The organism is Henriciella mobilis, assembly GCF_003576285.1.
Lineage (GTDB): Bacteria > Pseudomonadota > Alphaproteobacteria > Caulobacterales > Hyphomonadaceae > Henriciella > Henriciella mobilis.
In genome coordinates, this window is sequence record NZ_QWFX01000005.1 from 340,318 (window position 1) to 361,508 (window position 21,191).

At 63.1% G+C, this 21,191-nt stretch carries 21 protein-coding genes; 10 read left to right on the forward strand and 11 right to left on the reverse strand.

Annotated elements, in window-relative coordinates; genetic code table 11:
• Positions 1 to 73 precede the first annotated feature (73 nt).
• Positions 74 to 1,225, forward strand: a complete 1,152-nt coding sequence (locus D1223_RS01660) for an alpha-hydroxy acid oxidase (protein ID WP_119374668.1) — start codon at positions 74 to 76, stop codon at positions 1,223 to 1,225.
• Between the two features lie 72 nt (positions 1,226 to 1,297).
• Complete coding sequence (locus D1223_RS01665) at positions 1,298 to 1,930, forward strand: class I SAM-dependent methyltransferase (RefSeq protein WP_119374669.1); 633 nt, start codon at positions 1,298 to 1,300, stop codon at positions 1,928 to 1,930.
• A 147-nt stretch (positions 1,931 to 2,077) separates the two neighbouring features.
• Here the strand turns inward: D1223_RS01665 and D1223_RS01670 are convergent, their stop codons facing one another.
• The 3 genes from D1223_RS01670 to D1223_RS01680 are packed head-to-tail and all read right to left on the reverse strand — an operon-like array spanning position 2,078 to position 5,764.
• Positions 2,078 to 2,539, reverse strand: coding sequence for a YaiI/YqxD family protein (locus D1223_RS01670; protein WP_233352997.1), 462 nt, complete (start codon positions 2,537 to 2,539; stop codon positions 2,078 to 2,080).
• Between the two features lie 7 nt (positions 2,540 to 2,546).
• Positions 2,547 to 3,674: an FG-GAP repeat domain-containing protein gene (locus D1223_RS01675; protein ID WP_119374670.1), complete on the reverse strand. Its 1,128-nt coding sequence runs from the start codon at positions 3,672 to 3,674 to the stop codon at positions 2,547 to 2,549.
• Positions 3,675 to 3,676: 2 nt separating this feature from the next.
• On the reverse strand, positions 3,677 to 5,764 hold the full coding sequence (locus D1223_RS01680; RefSeq protein WP_119374671.1) for an amidohydrolase family protein: 2,088 nt from the start codon (positions 5,762 to 5,764) through the stop codon (positions 3,677 to 3,679).
• Positions 5,765 to 5,942: 178 nt separating this feature from the next.
• On the opposite strand from D1223_RS01680, the gene D1223_RS01685 reads away from it, so the two are divergent.
• The 4 genes from D1223_RS01685 to D1223_RS01700 all read left to right on the forward strand — a co-directional run bounded on the left by D1223_RS01685 (position 5,943) and on the right by D1223_RS01700 (position 8,871).
• On the forward strand, positions 5,943 to 6,881 hold the full coding sequence (locus tag D1223_RS01685) for a serine protease (protein ID WP_158588365.1): 939 nt from the start codon (positions 5,943 to 5,945) through the stop codon (positions 6,879 to 6,881).
• 271 nt (positions 6,882 to 7,152) lie between these two features.
• Complete coding sequence (locus D1223_RS01690; protein ID WP_119374673.1) at positions 7,153 to 7,575, forward strand: hypothetical protein; 423 nt, start codon at positions 7,153 to 7,155, stop codon at positions 7,573 to 7,575.
• A 3-nt stretch (positions 7,576 to 7,578) separates the two neighbouring features.
• Entirely contained in the window at positions 7,579 to 7,806 is a 228-nt protein-coding gene (locus D1223_RS01695; RefSeq protein ID WP_119374674.1) for a helix-turn-helix transcriptional regulator, read from the forward strand.
• A gap of 108 nt (positions 7,807 to 7,914) precedes the next feature.
• Entirely contained in the window at positions 7,915 to 8,871 is a 957-nt protein-coding gene (locus D1223_RS01700; protein ID WP_119374675.1) for a serine protease, read from the forward strand.
• Positions 8,872 to 8,874: 3 nt separating this feature from the next.
• Here the strand turns inward: D1223_RS01700 and D1223_RS01705 are convergent, their stop codons facing one another.
• Positions 8,875 to 10,092 (reverse strand): permease, encoded by a 1,218-nt coding sequence (locus tag D1223_RS01705; RefSeq protein WP_119375242.1) that lies wholly within the window; start codon positions 10,090 to 10,092, stop codon positions 8,875 to 8,877.
• A gap of 144 nt (positions 10,093 to 10,236) precedes the next feature.
• Between D1223_RS01705 and D1223_RS01710 the strand changes: the two genes are divergently transcribed.
• Both D1223_RS01710 and D1223_RS01715 read left to right on the forward strand, forming a co-directional pair.
• Positions 10,237 to 10,773: a tetratricopeptide repeat protein gene (locus tag D1223_RS01710; protein ID WP_158586581.1), complete on the forward strand. Its 537-nt coding sequence runs from the start codon at positions 10,237 to 10,239 to the stop codon at positions 10,771 to 10,773.
• An 11-nt stretch (positions 10,774 to 10,784) separates the two neighbouring features.
• Positions 10,785 to 11,816: a serine protease gene (locus tag D1223_RS01715; RefSeq protein ID WP_119374677.1), complete on the forward strand. Its 1,032-nt coding sequence runs from the start codon at positions 10,785 to 10,787 to the stop codon at positions 11,814 to 11,816.
• Positions 11,817 to 11,818: 2 nt separating this feature from the next.
• On the opposite strand, the gene ttcA is transcribed toward D1223_RS01715, so the two are convergent.
• Positions 11,819 to 12,697 (reverse strand): tRNA 2-thiocytidine(32) synthetase TtcA, encoded by an 879-nt coding sequence (gene ttcA / locus D1223_RS01720; protein ID WP_119375243.1) that lies wholly within the window; start codon positions 12,695 to 12,697, stop codon positions 11,819 to 11,821.
• 111 nt (positions 12,698 to 12,808) lie between these two features.
• The gene (locus D1223_RS01725) at positions 12,809 to 13,942 is read right to left on the reverse strand and encodes a LamG domain-containing protein (protein ID WP_119374678.1); all 1,134 of its coding nucleotides are present in this window, start codon (positions 13,940 to 13,942) and stop codon (positions 12,809 to 12,811) included.
• Between the two features lie 135 nt (positions 13,943 to 14,077).
• Here D1223_RS01725 and D1223_RS01730 point away from each other — a divergent pair, with 135 nt between their 5' ends.
• A complete protein-coding gene (locus D1223_RS01730) occupies positions 14,078 to 14,875 on the forward strand; it encodes a winged helix-turn-helix domain-containing protein (protein WP_119374679.1) in 798 nt (265 codons plus the stop codon).
• Between the two features lie 3 nt (positions 14,876 to 14,878).
• On the opposite strand, the gene D1223_RS01735 is transcribed toward D1223_RS01730, so the two are convergent.
• The 4 genes from D1223_RS01735 to rnhB form a co-directional block, all read right to left on the reverse strand.
• Positions 14,879 to 16,597, reverse strand: a complete 1,719-nt coding sequence (locus tag D1223_RS01735; protein ID WP_158588366.1) for an alpha/beta hydrolase — start codon at positions 16,595 to 16,597, stop codon at positions 14,879 to 14,881.
• A gap of 198 nt (positions 16,598 to 16,795) precedes the next feature.
• On the reverse strand, positions 16,796 to 18,427 hold the full coding sequence (locus D1223_RS01740) for an acyl-CoA synthetase (RefSeq protein WP_119374681.1): 1,632 nt from the start codon (positions 18,425 to 18,427) through the stop codon (positions 16,796 to 16,798).
• 91 nt (positions 18,428 to 18,518) lie between these two features.
• Entirely contained in the window at positions 18,519 to 18,953 is a 435-nt protein-coding gene (locus tag D1223_RS01745; RefSeq protein WP_119374682.1) for a GIY-YIG nuclease family protein, read from the reverse strand.
• 107 nt (positions 18,954 to 19,060) lie between these two features.
• Positions 19,061 to 19,627: a ribonuclease HII gene (gene rnhB, locus D1223_RS01750; RefSeq protein WP_119374683.1), complete on the reverse strand. Its 567-nt coding sequence runs from the start codon at positions 19,625 to 19,627 to the stop codon at positions 19,061 to 19,063.
• 52 nt (positions 19,628 to 19,679) lie between these two features.
• Here rnhB and D1223_RS01755 point away from each other — a divergent pair, with 52 nt between their 5' ends.
• Positions 19,680 to 20,651, forward strand: a complete 972-nt coding sequence (locus D1223_RS01755) for a quinone oxidoreductase family protein (protein ID WP_119374684.1) — start codon at positions 19,680 to 19,682, stop codon at positions 20,649 to 20,651.
• On the opposite strand, the gene D1223_RS01760 is transcribed toward D1223_RS01755, so the two are convergent.
• A complete protein-coding gene (locus D1223_RS01760) occupies positions 20,641 to 21,144 on the reverse strand; it encodes an MgtC/SapB family protein (protein WP_119374685.1) in 504 nt (167 codons plus the stop codon). The two genes, D1223_RS01755 and D1223_RS01760, sit on opposite strands and share 11 nt — an antisense overlap.
• Positions 21,145 to 21,191: the final 47 nt, after the last annotated feature.

Here is a 21,191-nt window from a genome sequence, read left to right on the forward strand (position 1 = left end):
GCGCAAATTGACGGTCGGTCAGTCAAGCCGATAAGGCTAGGAGAAAACGACGGAGCCGGGAGGAGGGCGCGTCATGAGGCTCATGCAGGCCCATAATATCGATGACCTTCGCAGTATGGCGAAGCGCAGGCTGCCGCGGATGATATTCGATTATATCGATGGCGGGGCCGATGATGAGGTGACGCTGTCGCGCTCGGTGAGCCGCTACGACGATTACGAGCTGACCTGGCGCGCCCTGCGCGATGTCACCGAGATCGACACCTCGACGCGCATCATGGGGCAGGAGACACGCCTGCCTTTCTTTATCTCCCCGACGGCGACGACCCGGCTGTTTCATCCCGCCGAGGGCGAGCTGGCCATGGCGCGGGCAGCCGACAGGGCCGGGGTGATCTATGCCTGCTCGACGCTTGCCTCGCAGACCGTGGAGGATATCGCCAAGGCGACCGCCGGCCCGAAATGGGTGCAGCTCTATGTCTGGCGCGACAAGGACGTCGTGAAGGGCTTCCTCGAGCGGGCGAAGGCGGCGGGCTTCACCGGCTGCATCCTGACGGTCGACCTGCCCGTGGCGGGCAATCGCGAGCGCGACCCGCGCAACCATTTCGCCATCCCGCCAACACCGAACCTCAAGGTCGCCTCGCAGGTGCTGGCGCGGCCGGGCTGGCTGTGGGACCTGATCCGGAGCCCGAAGATCGCTCCGGCCAATTTCACCCACCTGCAGGGACAAAACGACCAGGGCGGGCTGATCGGTTTCGTGAACGCCCAGTTCTCCCGCGCGGTGACCTGGGAGGATGTCGAATGGATGCGTGATTTCTGGGGGCCGGGCTTTGCCATCAAGGGTATCTCGCGCGCCGAGGACGCAAAGCGGGCCGTGGAACTCGGCGCCGATGCGGTCTGGGTGTCGAACCATGGCGGACGCCAGCTCGACACCTCCGTTCCGACCATCGACCTCCTGCCGGAGATCGCCGAGGCGGTGCGCGGGCGCGCCGAGATCATCGCCGATGGCGGGGTGCGCCGGGGCAGTCATGTCGCCAAGCTGCTGATGCGCGGGGCGACGGGTGTCGCGCTGGGCCGGGCCTCGCTCTTCGGTCTTGGCGCGGGCGGTGAGCAGGGCGTACGCCGGGCGCTGCAGATCATGGAGGATGAGCTGGTGCGCACCATGGCGCTTCTCGGCGCGCGGAAGATCTCCGAACTCGACCCGGACCTGATGCGGGCGCCGCACGCCTAGGGCCGGACAAAATCGCTTTACTTTTTATCGAATTTCAATAAGAACTGCCTCCAACAGCATTTGGAGGGGCCGATGACGGCGACCACGAAAGACACGCGTTTCTGGAACCGGATTGCCGGCAAGTATGCCCGGCAGCCGATTTCCGATGAGGAGACGTATGAGAAGAAGCTCGCCATCACGCGCAAATACCTGACGCCTGAATCGGAGGTCTTCGAGTTCGGCTGCGGCACCGGCTCGACCGCCATCCTGCACGCTCCTTATGCGAAGCATATTCTCGCCACTGACGTCGCTGAAAAGATGCTGGCCGTCGGGCGTGAACGGGCCGCCGAGGCCGGTGTCACCAATGTCAGTTTCGAGTGCACCGACATCGAGAATTTCGAGCCTCAAGGGCGCCGGTTCGACGTGGTGCTCGGCCTCAACATCATCCATCTCTGCCGCGACCCGCTGGCAGTGATGCAGAAGGTCCACGCGCTGTTGAAGCCGGGCGGGTACTTCATTCAGAGCACGGCCTGCCTGAAGGATGCGATGCCGATCGCGCCTTTCATCATTCCCATCATGCAGTTTGCCGGCAAGGCGCCGCACGTGACTATCATGAAGCGCGCCGACTTGGACGGGATGATCGAGGCGGCGGGCTTCGAGGTGGTCGAACGGTTCAGGCCGGAGAAGAAGCTCGCCGCAGAATTTATCGTCGCAAAGAGAGCCTGAATCGAGACCGGGCAAGACGTCGAATGAATTCGATAGCTTCCCTGCGGCTTGACCGCAGGGCCCATCTCCAGATCCTGGTAGCATTCAGGCGGCAGGCGATGGGTACCACGGTCAAGCCGTGGTGAGGCGCCTGAAGGCAACCGTCCCTCAGCGCCCGCGCTTCAGCTTCTGCAGCTCGACCTCCAGCGCCGAGAGGAAATTCGACCGGTCCGCCGGCTTGAAGGCGGCTGGACCGCTGGTCTGTTCGCCCATGCCGCGCAGGTCTTCCATGATGGCGCGCGTGGCGACCTGCTGGCCGATCGAATTCTCGGTGAAAGCCTTGCCCTTGGGCGAGAGCACGCGCGCGCCTTTCTCGATACAGCGCTGGGCGAGCAGGATGTCCGAGGTGATCACGATGGACTGTGCATCGGCCCGCTCCGCGATCCAGTCATCGGCGACGTCCGGGCCTTCGGGGACGGTAATGCGGGTGAGGAGGCGGTGTGCCGGCACGCGCATGAAGCTGTTGGCCACGACATGCACCGGCACCTCATGGCGCATCGCCACCTTGTAGACCTCATCCTTTACCGGGCAGGCATCGGCATCGACATAGATGTGCAACTCGCCCGGCACGGGACGCTCAGCCTTCCGTGGCGGGCGAGACCCGCGACAGCATGACGAGGTTTGGGGCACCGGAATTGGCGAAGACGAGGTCCGGCAGGCCGTCGCCGTCCATGTCGCCGGTCGCTATGCCATAGGTGTCGGCTTCCAGGTCATCGAGTTCGATGGGCGCAAAGCGGGCATGGCCATCATTGACATAGACACGGTTGGTCTGCTCGCGCGTGCCCTCGACAATGTCGAGGTCGCCATCGCCGTCGAAATCGTCCGCGGCGAGCGACTGGATCGCCCGGCCTTCTTCCCCGAGTGTGCGGCCCGGCGTGAAATTACCACCGCCATCGCCAAGCTTCATCTTCATCGTACCGCCGGTGGAGCCCAGGACGATGTCGGCATTGCCGTCGCGGTTGAAGTCTCCGGCGACGGTCTGGCGGTGGTCGCCCGCGCTTTCCGGCAGGGGTTCTGCGGCCCAGCCATCTGGCCCCATATTGAACAGGACATAGCTCGGCCCGCCATCGCGGCAGGCAATGGCAAGGTCTGGCCGGCCATCGCGGTTGAAATCTGCCATGTCGATGCCGGTCGACCCATTGAGGTCTCCGGGCAGGCTGATGGGCGTGACGAAGCTGCCATCGCCGAGCCCGGCAAACAGGCGAACCCCGCCGCGCCGCTGGACGGTGACAAGATCGGGAACGCCATCGCCGGTCAGGTCCGTGAGCAGCGCGTTGCGGGCCGGCCCGTCACTGCCCTCGACATTGCCAGCCAGGGTGAAGTGCGCCGTGCCATCATTCAGGAAGACCTGCGCGGGTACGGAATCGCGAACCACCACCGCGTCAGCATCGCCGTCGCCATCGAGGTCGCCCGCGCGAATGATGTAGCTCGGTCCGTTATCCTTGCCGATCTGGCGCGAGACCGGCAGCCAGCCATCCTCGACATTGAGGTAGAGGAAGTCCGGCTGGGCCCAGTGGCGGCCATTGGCGAGGAAGACGTCGAGATCGCCATCGCCATCGGCATCGGCGAGGTCGACACCTGCGCTGAGGCGTTCTTCCAGGTCGAAGAGCTGGAATTGCGAGGCCTCGAAATCGAGCGTCTGCGGGACTGCGTGCTGCGTCACCGCCAGCAGGGCAAGCGCGGCGACGCTTGAGCGGATGGGCATGCTCACTCTCCCGGCGGCAGGATGGCGGGTGCGTCGGTGAACGGCTCGATCCCGAAGGCGGGGTAGATCTCGCTCGGGAAATAGGCGACGCCGTCGCTCATCACCATGCGGATCGTCTTGATCGCCTTCAGGTCCTCGACCGGATTGCCCGGCACAAGGAAGAAGTCGGCGAGCTTGCCTTCCTCGATGGAGCCGATTTCCTCGCCCATGCCGAGGTATTCCGCCGAGTCGAGCGTTGCCCGCTTGAGGATCTCGCCGGGGGTGAAGCCGATATTCTGGTAGAGCTCCAGCTCCCGGTGCAGGTTGAAGGACCCGCCCATATCGGTGCCGAACAGGATCAGGATGCCACGCTCGCGCATCATGGCGAGGACGTCCGTGATCTGGTCGAAGGCGCCGCGATAGGCTGCATCATCCTCGGGCGTCTCGACCTTCGACCAGGCCTGCTTGGCCGAGCGCTGCACGCCGACGGGCATATGGTCGATATAATCCTCCACGCCGGGGCGGAATTCGCCATTGCGGCCGAGCAGCAGGGCTTCGTGGATGGCATAGGTCGGGTCGATGGCGACACCGTTCTCGACCATCAGGTCCAGCGTGTGCTGCACCGGCGCCGCCGTCAGGTCGAGCCGGGGCAGCCGCATCAGGGCGGTCAGGCGCAGGAGGGTGCGCGTATCCTCGTCGGCGTCGAGCACCCAGCCCAGCATCACCTGGTTGATATGGGTCATCTCGTCATAGCCGGCCTCGATCATCGCGTCGGCGCGCGAAAAGGCGGGCACGTGTCCGGAAACGCGCAGACCGCATTCATGCGCCAGGTCGACCATTTCCGGCACCCATTCGCCCTTCATCGAATTGTAGATCTTGATCTGGAAGAAGTCGCCCATCTCGCAATAGGTTCGCACGGCCTCATTGGCCTCTTCCTGGCTGGTGACGATGATCCCGTTATTGGAATTGAAGGGGCTCTTGCCCTCGATGAAGCCGGACTTGACGATGCGCGGGCCGGCCAGCGTTCCGGCTTCGATCTTCGAGATCAGCTCCGAGAGGACCTCATTGTCATTGCCCATGTCGCGCACGAAGGTCACCCCCGCCGCGATGTTCAGCATGGCGTCGTCCTGGCCCATATGGCCGTGCATGTCGGCAAGGCCCGGCACCAGTGTGCCGCCTTCGCCGTCAATGACGTATTCGTCCTCTGCGCGGGCCGCCTCGCCCGGCTCGATGGCGGTGATCGTGTCACCTTCGACGAGGACCGATGAGAGGCCGCTCAGCGCCATGGTCTCGGGGTCGAAGATGCGGACATTGGTGATGCGGACCGGCGCGTCGAATTCATGCGCGGTGTCGGCCTGCAGCTGTTCGAAGCGCTCGGTCGAGTAGCGCACGGCAAGATCGCGCATCGTCTCGTCGAGATCTTCATAGCCTTCGCGGATGACGAGGAATTCCGGCGAGATCAGCGCGAAGAATTCGTCATCGGCGTCGAGCACGAAATAGGTCGGGTCGAGTTCCGGCCCGATCAGGGCATAGGTCGACACCAGTTCCGGGTTTTCCGGGCCGGGGATCTTGAAGCTCTCCAGGTCCTGAAGCGTCAGCGAGCCTGCCGGAAAGGCCGGCAGCGACCGGTCCTCGTCGGCCAGCAGCGCGCGGGCATAGATGCCAAGGTCATAGGGCGTGCCGGACTGGGTGATGTACATGGCCGGTTCGCTGACATCTGCCGAGCCTTCGCCGGTGGAGTCCATCCACGTCGCTGTGTCGCCGGAGATGGCGAACGCCTCGTCCACGTCATTGCCGAACGTCGTATTGCCCGAGATGGACCAGGCGATTGGCAGATTGTCCTCGTCGAGGACGATGGCTTCTTCCAGGGTCGGCCCGCGGCCATTGTTGCGGTACTCATAGTCGACGGTAATGGCCGGGCCGTAGCGCAGCACGTCCATCGCGCCGATCTCGGTTCCGCTGACCATGATCGTGTAGCGGGTTTCGCTCTTTGTGATGCCTGCCGGCTCGGTGTCCGGCTGTGTTTCGGCAAGCTGCTCGCCTGCCGGTGGATTGGCGGCACACGCCGCCAGCATGACTGCACCAAGCCCTGCTGCCAGGAACTGTCTCATTATCTTGCCTCCCCATCGCGACGCCCGTTGGCGGTGAGATAGCGCTATCCTGCAATGATCGGCACGGTGACGGCAAATGCTCAGCTGCAGAGCTGCGACGATTTCCCTCTCAGTGGTGATTCCCAGCACCAGAATTATTGGGCATGGTATTGAACGGCTTCGTTGGAGGGAAACGGAGATGAGATACACCAGGCTTCAATCTGCCATGGCGGCCGGGGCCGCATTGGCGCTCGCGGTCGGCGGATGCGTGGTCGCGGGCGAGGATGCCGATGCCGAGGACTGGCCGGGCATCGTGTCGCTGCAGATCAGCCAGGGGCGCAATACCTGGCATGTCTGCGGCGGGGCGATGATCACGAAGGAGTGGCTGGTGACGGCGGCTCACTGTGTCGACGAGGCGCGGATAGAGCGTGACGGCCGGGCGGCCCAGTTCCAGCGCGGCGAGGATGGCATCATGCGCCGGCTCGGCCCGCTGCGGGTTGCGGCCAATCGCACCCACCTGTCGGACGACGCGGAAACCCGCACCTATGCGGTGACCGAAATCCAGATTCATCCCGACTATCGTCTCGGCCAGTTCGACCGCGGCGCCGACATCGCGCTGGTCCGCATCCAGGGCGGCTATGACGGCCCGGTCATGCCGCAGGCCGGGCTGGCGGGCGATGAGCCGCTCCTGGACGAGACCCAGTATGTCTACGTGGCCGGCTATGGGAACACCACCGAAACCGATGCCGCGCGCGGCGCGCTGAATGCGCGGGGACGCGCGGTCTATGCGCCAAGCCTGCGCCTGCAGGAGGCCGAGCTTCCCATCGTCGAGGCGTCTGCCTGCCGGGCCATGCTGGAAGGCCTGATCGAGGATTATGGCTTCGAGGCCGAGTATGGCGACTTCCAGGTCGGAGACCGGACGCTTTGCGCGGGCACGGGTGAACAGGATTCCTGCTATGGCGACAGCGGTGGACCGCTGGTGTCCTATGGCGGCGGCGTGGGCGAGCCGATGCAGGTTGGCGTGGTCAGCTGGGGGCTTGGCTGCGGGCGCGCTGGCAGCCCGGGCGTCTATACCCGCATCAGCGCTTATTCCGGCTGGATCAGGGACACGGTCGGCCCGTTGCAGGCTGAAGGGTAGGGCAGCCGCTTCTCCCTTCTCCCTGGGGGAGAAGGGGCGGGGATGAGGGGACGCCAGCTTACCGCGCCATCCTCCGTCAGAGATTTTTCCAATGCGCGAAATCGCTGGTGCTGCGCAATTCAAACCCTCGCGCCCCCTCACCCCAACCCCTCTCCCCAGGGAGAGGGGCAACATGACGGCGTGCGAAAAAGTATTGTCAAAAATTCTTGACAGTCAAAAATCTTTGACTATCTGGTGTGTCAGATATTTTTGACACAAGGAAACCAGAACAATGTCCTTCCATGAAAAATCCGCCTGGGTTATGGCGACCGTGCTGCTGGCCGGGGCCGGCTTCTACTTCCGGACGGTTGCGTCCATGTCGGCCGAGCTTGGCGCCGTCGCGCCGCCCGTCCTGCCGGTGGTGATCGTCTATGTCGTTGCGATCGTCCTCCTGTCCATCTTCGGCCATATCCTCGTCGCGGTCTCGAAACCGTCAGAGGCGGACGACACGATGGATGAGCGCGACCGGATCATCTCCAGCCGCGCCGGCGCGTTCAGCGGTATCCTGCTGGGCATCGGCGTCATCACGTCGCTTGGCCACTACCTGTTCTATTATGACGGCAACCTCCTGTTCCACATGGCGCTCGGTGCGCTGATGCTGGCCCAGCTGGGTGAGTATGCCGCCCGTATCGTGATGTACCGGCGGGGCGTCTGAGCCATGGCCAAACGCCCGCCCATTACCAATCGCGTGAAGGAGTTGCGCGAGGCGCATGGCAACATGTCCCAGGCCGCGCTCGGCAAGGCCATCGGGGTCACCCGCCAGACCGTCATCGCCATCGAGCAGGGGCGCTATTCGCCCTCGCTCGAAAGCGCCTTCCGCATCGCCCGCCTGTTCGGCGTCGGCGTGGAGGATGTCTTCGGCTGGGAGGAGGACGCCGATACCTAGCCCGTCATCAGCGATGCCGCGATCCGTCCGCCAAATCCCTTCTTGCAACCCGGCTCGATCCTGAGCAACCTTGCGAAGGCCTGGAAGGACGGGGCGGGAGGGGGACAAATGAAACGATTGCGCAAAGCTATTTCAATGGCGGCGCTGTTGAGCGTTTCTGCATTATCGGCCTGCACCACCGAGACCGTCATCGGCAATGAAGAGACCCGCGGCATCGTTGGCGGGCGGGATGCGAATTCATTGTACTTCAAGGGCATGGCGACCCTTTTCGTGAACCGCGGCAGCGAGAACCATCATGTCTGCGGTGCAACGCTGATATCAGACCGCTGGGCGATTACCGCCGCACACTGCGTGGATTCCTCTCAGATCATCGATGGCAAGGCCGTTTACTTCCAGGAGACTGCCGCGGGTGACTTCGAGCAATTCGGGGCGCTGCGCCTTGCTGCGGGCAGTCCCGATCTGTCGAATTTATACACGCCTCTCTCTGTCCATATCGAGCGGATCGAGATGCATCCTGACTATCAGCCGGGCTTTGCTGAAAGAGGCGCTGATATCGCGCTTGTCAAAATAGACGGTCGTTATGCCGGCGAGACGACGAGATTGGCGCACGCTGAAAATGCCGGCTGGGATGCCGAACAGGCGAGTCTGGTGATGACGGCCGGGTACGGCCAATTGATGGAAAGAGGGGCCCTTGCCAGCGCGCTGCTGGGGAGTGGCGAAACCATGTTTTCACCGAGCATGACGCTTCAATCGGGATACTTGCCACTGGTGGATGCCGACGATTGCCAGCGCCAGCTGCGCCGGGCGGTCCGGCAATGGGAGATCGACTGGCTGCCCGAAGATCTCAGCATAGACGCAGAAACGCAGATTTGCGCCGGGAGGGGCGTTGTCGATAGCTGTCAGGGGGATAGTGGCGGGCCGCTGGTCGGACTTTTCTCGACCAGTCTTGCGCCCATGCAGGTCGGTATCGTCAGCTGGGGCATTGGCTGCGCCCGCCCGAACATGCCGGGCGTTTATACGCGCATTTCTGCCTATGCCGACTGGATCGAATCCGTGACCGGCTGACGCCTAGCCCGTCAGCAGCGGTGCCATGATGAGCCCGCCTGCAAGCCAGGCATAGGCGGCGGAAGCAAGGCCGAAGAGCACTTTCTCGGTCGCGCCGTTGCCGACCGGGTCGCCAAAGCCTGCCGTCTTCGCTTTCCAGATCAGGAAGACAGCTGACAGGGCGAGGAAGGCGAGGTTCAGGAACAGCGTGTAATCAACGGCGAAGAACTCCCTGTCGGTGACGCTCTGGACGGCGGAGGCATCCGGCAAGAGGCCGAACCCGGCAAAGGCGTAGTGCATGATCAGGGCCGTCGCGACGAGCGCGACGAGGAAGACCCCGGCAATGAAGAGAGCCATCGGCCAGCCATAATACTTCGCCTGGATGCGCAGCACGGGCAGCACGACAAGGTCGGAAAAGATGAAGGCCATGATGCCCGCAAAGGCGACGCCGTTCGAATAGAGCACGGCCGCCAGCGGGATGTTCCCCATCGAGCCGATGAAGGTGAAGAAGGCCGCGACGGGCCCGACAATCGCCTGCAACAGCACCTGCCAGAAGGCCGGGTCCTGCTCGCCTGCACCAATGAACAGCGTCTCGAAAAAGGCGCGCGGCACGAAGGCGGCGATGATGCCCGCGACGGTGAAACCGACCGTCACATCCTTCCACACCATGCCCCATTCCATGACATAGCGCTGGGCGACCTTGCGCCAGCCCTCGCGGCTGGTCATGCGGTCCTTCCAGTCAGGCACGTCGCCGTCCTCGTCGGCCCCTTCGGCTTCGCGGGCGCGCGCGCGAGCCTTGTCGATCAGGCCGAAGCCGCCGGTCAGGCGCACCAGCGCCCAGGTGATCAGGATGAGCAGGACGCCGCCGGCATATTCGCCCACGACGAACTGCCAGCCGAGGAAGACGGCGATGATGATGCCGAGCTCGATGACGAGGTTGGTCGAGGCCAGCAGGAAGGCGAGCGAGGCCATAAAACCCGCCCCCTTGGCAAAGAGCGAGCGTGTCGTCGCGAGCGCGGCGAAGGAGCAGGAGCTTGAGATGAAACCGAAAAAGGTGCCGAGGCCGACCGATTTGGGGCCGCCCTGTCCCATCGTCCGCTTCATCCGCTCGCGGGTGACAAAGACCTGGATCATGGACGAGATGAGATAGCCGAAACCAAACGCCCAGAGGGCCATCCAGAACAGGCCGGCCGTGGTCATCGCGGCTTCGTGCCAGGTGTTGAGAAAATCGTTCACGGTAATGTGCGCGCTCCTGGTTGCCTGAAGAGGCAATGCCCAAGGGGGCCGATGCGTTCCGAGCCTGTCAGGGCTGGCAGCTGGAATCGACCAGTCCTTAACCCGGTTTCAGTCGCCAGCCCGGTGGAAATCTGCTATGCACGGGAGGCCATGCAACAGGATGTCAGAGCGCTTGTGGACCGGGTCTATGCAGCGCGCCGGGACGACAGCCCCGACGAGGCCCACGCGCTTGCCACCGACGCCCTCGAACTTGCCCGCGGTGCGCATGATCCCGAACTCCTGGTGCGCGCCCTCATGGCCAAGGGACAATGCCATCGCGACGAAGGCGACTTTGAAGACGCTGAGCGGCTCTATGTCGAAGCGGCCAATCTCTGCCGGCGCGAGGAGATCGATCCGCTCGTCGTCGCTCATGTTATCCGGCATCTCGGTGATGTGACCGCCGAGCTTGGCCGGTTCGGTCTCGCCAAGACGCATTATGAAGAGGCGCTGGACCTCTATCGCGACATCGAGAACCTGCCGCCGGCGACCCTCGCCAATGCCATCCGCCCGCTGGCGCGCCTTTACGACGTCCTCGACGAACATGCCGAAGCGGTTGAATACTGGCGCGAGGCGCTGGAGCTGTACGAAACCGCCCATGTGCGCTCCGGTATCCGGGAATGTAACCGACGCCTCAACGGCGCGGCCTGAGGGGACTGAGTATGAAACTGTTGAGCATAGCGTCCTGCGTGCTGGCGCTCGTAGCAGCAAGCGGTTGGGCACAGGCGCCTGAAGCACACTACCCGGACGACTTCGAAGAAAATCAGCCGCAGATGATGGTGATGGGCAATGATGCCTGGATCGAGGACTGGCCCGGAATGTCCTCGCTGCAGGCCTATCAGGGCCGCAATGTCTACCATTCCTGCGGCGCGACCATGATTTCGCCGCGATGGGCGCTGACAGCGGCGCATTGCGCTGAAGGGGTCTATATCGAGGAGGGGGACGGGGCGCGGGCCGTGCAATACTTCCCCGACGAAGCCGGGCGCAGCATGGTCCGCTTCGGGCCGTTGCAGCTGGCCGTAAACCAGCCCTTTCTGGGTGATGTCCCGCCGGATGCGGTCTACGGCATTGAGGATGTGATCGTGCATCCAGGCTATGAATCCGGGCGCACCGAGAACGGGAATGACATCGCCCTGTTGAAGCTCGACCGGCCCTGGTTCGGGCCTGTGATGCCGGTGGACGGGCTGAACGCCGATGTGTCCCCGGACAATCTCTGGCCGGCGCGGCCGGGCGATGCGCGCGCCTACCGCGTCTGGGCAGCGGGCTTCGGCAAGCTGGGCGAGACCGCTGAGGACGAAGCGGAAATCTCGCGCACCGGCCACCTCGTCAGCGCGCCGAGCATGATCCTGCAGGATGGGCTCGTGCCAATCGTCGATACCCAGCAATGCACTGACTTCATCCAGTCCCGGATCGAGGAATGGGAGATCGACATGGATCCCGGCCTCGAGATCAATCACGAGACACAGATCTGCGCGGGCATTGGCGAGGTCGATGCCTGCCAGGGCGACAGTGGCGGGCCCATGGCCTATCGCGGCGACGATGGCCCGGTCCAGGTCGGCATCATCAGTTGGGGGCTCGGTTGCGCGCGCAATGAGAGCCCCGGCGTCTACGTCCGCACCCGCGCCTATGGTGACTGGGTCGCCAGCGTCATTGGCGGGACGGCGGAAACACCGGCCGAGGCTGGGCCCGAGTAGGCTTAGAACGGAACGTTCGGATCGTCCTCGCCCTGTCCGCCAAGGGCAAGGCCGAGAAAGTCGAAGACGCGCGGGTCATGCAAATGGCTTGGCCGGACGGTTGCCAGCGCATGCGCCATGACCTGCCGCACGCCGGGCTTTTTCTGCTCCCACTCGTCCAGCATCGCCTTCATCGCCTGGCGTTGCAGGCCATCCTGGCTGCCGCAGAGATTGCACGGAATGATGGGGAATTCCATCGCCTCGGCGAACTTGGCGAGGTCGTCTTCCGCGCAGCTGATCAGCGGGCGCAGCACGAACATGTCGCCGGCATCGTTGAGCAGCTTTGGCGGCATCGCCGCCAGCCGCCCGCCATGCACGAGGTTCATCATGAAGGTTTCGAGCGCGTCGTCGCGGTGATGGCCGAGCACGATGGCCTCGCAACCTTCCTCGCGCGCGATGCGGTAGAGAATGCCCCGGCGCAGGCGCGAGCACATGGAACAGAAGGTGCGCCCCTCGGGCACCTTCTCCGTCACGATGGAATAGGTGTCTTCGGTCTCGATCCGGTATTTGACGCCCACCCTGTCCAGCCATTCCGGCAGGACGTGTTTCGGAAAGCCCGGCTGGCCCTGGTCGAGATTGCAGGCGATGAGATCGACCGGCAGCGCGCCCTGCCATTTCAGGTCGATGAGCGCAGCGAGCAGGCCATAGGAATCCTTGCCGCCCGACAGGCAGACCAGCCATTTCGGCGGCGGGCCCGTGCGCGAGCGGTCGACCATGCCGAACTGGTCGATCGCCTGCAGCGCGTTTCGCACGATCCGCTTGCGCAGTTTCTTGAAGGTCACGCTCTTCGGCACGTCGGCAAAGAGCGGCGGGACCATGCCCGTCATCATGTCGTCAGCCATGATGGCCGTATGGCATGGCAGGCAAGCGGCGGGAAGTGCGGGGTTCATGCACAACCCACCGCCCCTTGGCCCTCCTGCTATGCCGCAGGAGATACAAGGCCGACATAGGCGCTAGTCGAGCTTCACGCCGTCGCGATCGGCCATGGCGCCGGCCCATGCCCAGCCGCCAAACGTCTCCGAGACGGCTGCGATCAGCTCGTTTTCACCTGCTTTGAGGTCCAGCCCCACCGCGTCGAAGAAGCCGACCGTGCCAAGAAAACGATAGTCGCGCGCCTTCCAGCTCGCATCGCCGCCATAGACGAGCTTGCCGTTGAGATAGAGCCGCACCCGGTCGGAATAGCCGAAGACAAGCTGCTTCATCTGGTCGGTATCGGAGGTCAGTTTCAGCCGCACCAGCAAGGTGTCGGCCCCGCTCGCCGGTCCCGTGACGCGGGCCAGGTTGGCAATGCCATTGGTCTCCGTCGCCACCGCTGCGAAACCAAGGTCCTTGATCAATTCGGTTGGAAGCTCGGTCGCGCCAGCGACAAGTGCTTCGTCGATGGCGGTGGAAGAAACCTGCCAGCTTTCTATCGCGCCTGCCGGCGGTTTGGCGTCCGCCTTCGGGGTTCCTGTCACACCCTCTCCAGCGGCCAGCGGGCGTACCACCAGGTTCGAATAATAGGCTGTGCCTGAATTGACGCCTGTGGACCGCAGCGCAATGCCTCCCGCATCCCTGTCCGTCTTCAGGTCCGGAACATGGAGCACCGGCGTGTCGCTGTTGAAATAAATGTCCGCCATGTCGCCCTCAACGACGATCCGTACCGTGTTCCACGCACCGAATTGCTGGCTGACCGGACCTCCAGCGTTGTCATCAGAGAAAATCTGCCAGGCTGAAAGTCCGTTGACCTCGGGCGTGTACTGCATCGCGTCCGGCTTCTCATTGAGGTGACCGCGAAAATAGACGTCTTCCATGAATTCGCCTGCCGCATCGGTACGCCAGCTGGCACCGACGAATATCGTTTCTTCCTGGTAGGCGACGTCGAAGCTGATCACGCCGTCCGTGAAGGTCAGGTCATCGGTCCAGACCCGTCCACCGGTCAGCGCCAGGGCATCGCGGCCATCATGGGTGGTCACCTCAGCCGCCTGTGCGGTCACGCGCCAGTCATGACCGGCAAAGCTGAGCGTGCTCGCCTCCTGCGACATGGCGGCGCCCTGCAGCAGGCTGAGCGCGGTGATGGTGAGGATGGTTCTGGTCAGGATGTGCATGGATGGGTCTCCGTAAGAGTGGACCCTCAACAAGGTGCCTTCGCGGAGACAGGGCAAATAAAGAAAGTATGCTGAAACTACAGGCTGGATTGCGGCCACCCGATTATGGGCTATCAGGAGCACCGGAGGCCGTAGATGAGCGATGACATCCAACTGGGCAGCTGGCGCTTTTCGCCGTCCACCGGCAGTCTCTCCAGAGAGGACGAGACGGTCAGGCTGGAAGTGCGTGCGGCCTCGCTGCTGGATGTGCTGTGCGCGCAAGCGGGCAAGCCCGTTTCGCTCGCCGAGATCATTGATCGGGTGTGGGATGGGCGTTCAGTCAGCCCCAACAGCGTCGCCGTTGTTATCGCCGATATCAGGAAGGCGCTGGGCGATGATGCGCGCCGGCCGCAATACATAGAGACGCTGCCAAAGCGCGGCTACCGGGTCATCGCGCCGGTCAGCCAGACAGGCGCGCCTGCCGGGAAAACCACGCTAACGGCAAGCGGTGCGCTCAGCCGCCGCAAGACGCTCCTTCTGGGCGGGCTTGTCGCCGCCGCTGTCATTTCCCTTATCCTCATCCTGCCAGGGAATTCGGGGCGCAAGGGCATGACTGTCCCTCTGCAGCCTGTCTCCGTGTTGCCCACGGAAAACGCGACCGAGGATGAGGGACATGATGCGCTCGCCACGGCACTGACCGAGGTGGTCCTGTATGAAGTCAGCCGCCGTAAGGGTCTCATGCTTGTAGGCAGTGGCGAGGCGGGTATCGAGCTTTCCAGTCGGCTGATCCTTTGGAACGGCCAGGAATCGCTGTCCCTCGACGCAGTGTCACCGGAAGGTGAAAGCCTTTGGAAAGGCATCGCGCCCGGCCCGGCAGAGCGGCTGCCCCGCCAGGTTGCGCGCGAAATCCGCAAGCTCGATGTGGCGCTTGCCCAGCAGGCAGAGGCGCCCTGACACCTACTGGTACTGGATCGTCAGCTCGATGCGGCGGTTGCGCGGCTCGTCGACTTCGTCATCCGTGGCCACGACAGGCCGTGTGTCGCCATAGGCTTCGGTGGTGACCTGTGACGGGTCGAGGCCGGTGGCGTTGACGATATAGGCCTGCATCGCTGCGGCCCATTGCTCGGTCCGGGCCTGGTTTTCTTCAGGCGTGCCGACCGTGTCGGTATGCGCCTGGATCCGGACCGAGGCGACAGGCGCGCGGTTCAGCTGTGGCATGAATTGCGGGGCGAGGGCCTGCGGGTCGAAATTGTCCCGGTCGGCAACGTAGAGCGTCAGGTCCAGCGGCGGGATCGCGGCCGGGGCGATCTCGCGCTCCATCGGTGCCATTTCAGGCGGCGGCGGCAGCGCCATGGGCTCGAAGCGCGGTTCTTCCGGCGCCTGGCTGATATTGTTGAGCGGGAAGGCATTCCGGAACAGGGAGCATTCCTCATAGCCAGGCTCGATGGCGGCGTTGACGCGGTAGTACTCATCGCCATCTTCCAGGTCGGCATAGCGCAGGCGCTCCAGGGCGCGCTCTTCGGGATTGGCCTCGGCCATGGCGCACAGCATGTCGCCCAGGATGAAGGGATTATCGGAATAATAGTTGTGGCCGAGGCCGAACAGCTCGGTTGCAACGCCGGTCGCATCGACCGTCTCGTAAAACTCGTTGAGGCGGATATAGGGCTTGTTGCCGTCCGTATCGCCAAGCCGCAGCTTGCCCTTGTTGACGATCTCGGAGACATGCAGCGCGCGGTCGGCATCGGAGGTGTAGATCGTGACATTGGCTTGCAGATTGTCGAGCACGCCGGTGACCTGGTCGAAGATTTCGCGGTCGACATCGGCGGCCACGAGGATGATGCGGAACTCGATTTCGGCCTCGCCATGACGCTGGAGATAGTCGGCGGCATAGTCCTCAAGCGCCTTGGTCAGGATGCGGTTGCCCATCGAATGCGCGACGATGTTGATGCGGTCGATATCACTGTTCTCGATGATCAGGTCGAGGAACTGTTCCAGGTAGGGCGCCGCCGCGATCGAGCGGTCCTGGTCGCCCTTATAGTGGCCGAGCGAGACCTGGCCGGCCGAGGGCCACGAGAAGAGCAGCGGCACGCCGACATCGAACAGCCCGCGCTGGGACAGGTCGACCGAGAGCTGCGCCGAGCGGATCAGCGCATCCTCGAAGGGCGTGTTGAAGCCGTGAACGAAGAGCAGGGCGGCATAGGAGTTCTGGTCGATCAGCGCCTCGTCGAGCTCCATCAGGAAGCGTTGCTCGCCGGCCTTGGTGATCCGGGTCAGGAAGACATATTTGACCAGCTCGTCCTGTTCCTCTGGCGGCTCGCCTTTCAGGAACGGGGTCTCGCCGCGCTCGCGCGTGCCGCCTTCCTCGATCAGCTTGGGCAGCCAGACATCGGCTCGCCCGACATGCAGCTGCTGTGAATCCGCGGCGACGACGTCTGTCGTATCGATCTCGCCATCCGGCGCCGGGCCTTCGCCATCGAAGCGGACATCGCGATTGGTGCCATAGAAGACGCGCACGCAATCGACCGCCGATTCCGTCTCGTCGGTCAGCAGGTCGAGACAGTCATTGCCGAATTGCGGATGGTGCAGCGACGGTCGCGGCTGGAGCATGAACAAGATGCTGCCGACGGTCCCGCCGACCAGGACAAGCAGCAGAAACCAGAAAAGGAAACGGCGCATTCTGCATCCCCTCGCAACTGATGCTTTTTTTGGCCGAGCGTCCGGGCGATTGCAAGGCGGTTCGGCCAGCATGCGCGCGCCAGCCCGCAATCAGCCCGGAATCATACTGTTTTCGTACTGTTTTTGTACGGAAATCATACCGGATCCGTCTCGATCGGTGCGCAGACGTCCTGCGGAGGAAAGACATCCGTCCCGTGCTCAGGCGGACACACCAAGCTTTTCTTCGGCATAGGCCTTGATCGCCTTGTAGTCCGCCTTGCCGTTCGGCGCGCGTCCGAGACTGTCCTTGAACAGGATCCGCTTGGGCGCCTTGTAACGGGCAAGCTGTGTCTGCACGAAGGCGCGCAGCGTGTCCTCATCGGTCGCGGCACCTTCATTCAGCTCCACAACGGCTGTGACCGCCTGGCCCCATTTCTCGTCCGGCAGGCCCACCACAAGCGCGTCGCGCACCGCGTCATGGCCCTTCAGCGCTTCCTCGACCTCTTCCGGATAGATCTTCTCGCCGGCGGAATTGATACAGTTCGAGCCGCGTCCAAGCAGGGTGATCGTGCCGTCTTCCTCAACCGTGCACCAATCGCCGGGCACCGCATAGCGCACGCCATCGACCTCCCAGAAAGTCTTCGCGGTCTTCTCCGGATCCTTGTAGTAGCCGAGCGGTACCGCCCCGCCTCGTGCAATGAAACCGGGCTCGCCGGAGCCGGGCTTCACCTCTCTGCGGTCTTCGGTGAAAACCTTGCAGTTCTGGCCAAGCTCGAACTTTGCGGTCTGCTGGACACCGTCCGCCGTTGTCACCGACATACCGAATCCGACGGCCTCGGAGGCGCCGAAACTGTCCATCAGCGCGACCTGTGGCATGTGCCGGATGAGGCCGCGCTTGACTTCCATCGACCACATCACGCCTGAGCTGGTGATGGTCTGGACCGAAGAAAGATCATATTTTCCAGGGGCTTCGTCGAGCACGCGTAACATCGGCTTGGCGAAAGCATCGCCAACAATCGCCATGGCGGTGACGCCGCGCCGGTCAACCGTCTCCCAGAGTTCGACCGGGTCGAAATGCTTTGTGTTTTCTAGGGTCACAATGGCGCCGCCGCCGATCATCGCGCCCATTGCCGTGAAAAGTCCGGTCCCATGCATGAGCGGACAGGCAGGAAGCTGGCGAGACAGCTTGCCCATCTGATCGACAAGAACAAGGTGCTGCTCCATAGATTCAGGTGCGAATCCGTAGATCTTGAGCATTGATTCAAGGGAAGATTCCCGCCAGATGCGGTGGGACCACATGACACCCTTGGGCATGCCGGTCGTCCCGCCGGTATAGAGGAAAATCAGGTCGTCATCGGAGCGCTCGATCTCGAGCGGCGCGCCATCGCCCTCTGTCGCCAGTGTTTCGTAGGTGATTGCGAAGTCTGGTGTGTCGGTCCCGTCGCCGCCAATCTCGACCCAGAACTTTACCTTCGGCAGGCGATCCTTCACGCGTTCGACATTCTCGCGGAACTCGCGGTCGAAAAAGACAATGGCTGCGTCCGAATTGTCGAAAATGTAGTGCAGCTCATCGTCGAGATAGCGGTAATTGACGTTCACATGGGTGAAACGGCCTTTGAAGCAGGCGGCCAGCGCTTCCATGTATTCGGGCTGGTTGCGCAGGTAGAAGCCGGCCTTGTCGCCTGTTTCGGCACCGCGTTCGCGCAGGTTCCGTGCGACATTGTTCGAGCGGGCCGTCATCTGCGGCCAGCTGATCACACGGTCACCATGAATCAGCGCCGGATCGTCTGGACCGAGCACTGCGCCGACTGCATCGAGCAGGTCTCCAAGATTGAAGATGCTGTCGCCCATATTGAGCTTCCTCCGGATTGTTCTGTTTCTTGCAGTCTATGCAGAAACAGACCGTCCGTGGAGGGGTTACGTGGCGTCCGGCGCCCCTGATTTAGCCGATATGCGGCTTGCCCCACCAGAATTTGTTCCAGAAGCGCTTGCGCCGCCACGCCTTTGCCAGGCGCTTGTTATTCGGGGCGTCATGGAGCCCTCGGGGGACAAGCATTTCGTTCATCACCGGCTGGTAGTGGCGGATCAGGTCTTCTTCTATACGAGCCCGCTCACGGGCATTGGAAATTTTTAGGATATGGCGCTCGGTTGCGCCGCGGTCCCACCAGGCTTCGGCCCAGCGTTCGTGTCCGATGATGCGGCTCTTCAGATTGGTGGCCTTGCCAATATAGAGCGGCTCCAGGAAGAAGACGAAACGCCGGCGCACAAAGATATAGATGCCGCCGCCGTTCGGAATGCCTCTGTCGGTCAGCGTCACATTGAACTTGTACTTGCGTCCGGTCTCTCCGAACCAGGGGTGGGCCCCGAAAACGATCATTGCGGACAAACTCCTCCCGGCAATCGGCGGAGAGTCCGGCTGACTTGGTTAATGAGTCGTTAACGCCGTTCGTTGAAATCGCGGAATTTTCTGGGGCAATTCAAGGCCTACGCGGCCTTCAGAACTCTCTGCACCGGCGCAAAGCTCTTGCGGTGACAGCTGCAGGGGCCGAGCGATTCCAGCGCTTCGGCATGCTCGGCGGTGCCATATCCCTTGTGGCGGCGAAGGCCGTAGCCGGGAAAGCGGTTTGCCAGTTCTTCCATTGCGCGATCGCGCGCAACCTTGGCCAGGATAGAGGCGGCAGAGATGGACGGCTCCGTGAGGTCGCCCTTTACGATGGCCTTGGCAGGGCAGGGCAGTGTCGCTGGCAGCGCGTTTCCATCCACAAGAATCAGTTCAGGGACCAGGCCCATAATGGCGACGGCACGGCGCATGGCGAGGAAAGTCGCCTCGCGAATGTTAAAGGCATCGATCTCGTCAGGGCTTGCCCAGCCGATGCCATAGCCGAGGGCCTTGGCCTTGATTTCGGGATAGAGTGCCTCACGGCGCGCTTCGGTCAGCTTCTTGGAATCTGTAAGGCCTGTAACTGGTTGCGCGGGATCAAGAATGACCGCCGCGGCCGTTACCGGCCCGGCCCACGGCCCTCTTCCGGCCTCGTCTATTCCGCAGATCATCCCTATGTTCCTCATCACAGCTACAAGATCATGATTCCGGGAGTGATTAACCATGAGCGACGCATATTGCATTCAGATTAACGAGACCGGTGGCCCCGATGTCTTGACCAAGGTTGCCATGGAGCCGCGCCAGCCCGGACCGGGCGAGGCGCTGATACGCCAGAGCGCGATCGGCCTCAACTTCATCGACACGTATCATCGCTCCGGCCTCTATCCGGTGAAGATGCCATTCACGCTCGGTTCAGAAGCCGCCGGCACGGTCGAGGCCGTCGGGGAGGGCGTGGAAAACGTCAAGCCGGGCGACAGGGTCGCCTATCTTGGTTCTGGCACCTATGCGACACACTTTACCGGTCCTGCCTCGCGTCTGCTGGTCCTGCCTGACGGGGTCAGCGAAGAAGAAGGCGCTGCGGTGATCCTGAAGGGGCTCACGGCGTGGATGCTCCTGTTCGAGGTCTACCGGCCCGAGCCGGGCGAAACGGCGCTGGTCTGGGCGCCCGTCGGCGGCGTGGGGTCTATCCTGGTACCCTGGGCGACGTCTCTGGGGGTGAGAGTGATCGCCGTGACGTCATCCGAAGAGAAGGCCGGAAAGGCCCGCGAAATCGGAGCGATGGATGTTATATACGCCCATGAGGATGTTGCCGGCCGGGCGAGAGCCTTGACCGGCGGCAAGGGCGTTGATGTCAGCTATGACAGCGTCGGCAAGGACTCCGCCAAGGCGTCTCTCGACAGTTTGAAGCCGCGCGGCTGGTACGTGACCTTCGGAAACGCGTCCGGTGCCGTCGATCCGATCGCGCCGGGTGAACTGTCAAGGCGGGGGTCTCTTGTGATGACCCGGCCCGGACTGTTCCATTTCGTCAATACCGAGGAGGGCCTGAAAAAAGGGGCCGCGGCCTTGTTTGGCGCCCTTCGCGCCGGAACGATCAAGGCGCAGGTCGGCCAGACCTTCGATCTTGCGAGTGCAGCCGACGCGCACCGGGCAATCGAAAGTGGCAAGACCGTCGGCGCGACGCTGCTCAAGCCTTAGGGCGGTCCTGTTTCCTGTCGTCTGCGGACCCTTCATCAAACAGCCGGTCTTCCATGAATTTGAAGGGCAGCAGGATGAGCAGGGCGAGAACAGTCCCGCTCGCGGCGACGAGGTAGAAACCCGCGCCGCTGGCAAGTCCGACGGCACCCGCCAGCCACATGCCGGCACCCGTCGTCAGACCTTTGACGGACCCGCGCGACTGGATGATTGTCCCGGCGGCGAGAAAGGCCACGCCTGCCGTCACCGCTTCGACCACGCGGATCGGATCAAGCTGCGTTGCAGCGGAGTCCGATCCGAAACGCGCGATCATCTCAATCGCAATGACGGCAAAAAGGGCAGCGGCCAGACTGGTCAGCATGTGCGTGCGCATCCCGGCCGGACGGTCTCGGGCCTCACGCTCGAAGCCAATGAGCAGGCCACAGAATGCCGCGAGCCCAAGGCGCAGCAGCATGTCGGCCGCTGCCATATCTATACTGAAATCGATACTGCCCATGGTGAAGTCACCTAGCAAGCTACGTATCTGAACCAACGTCCATGCGC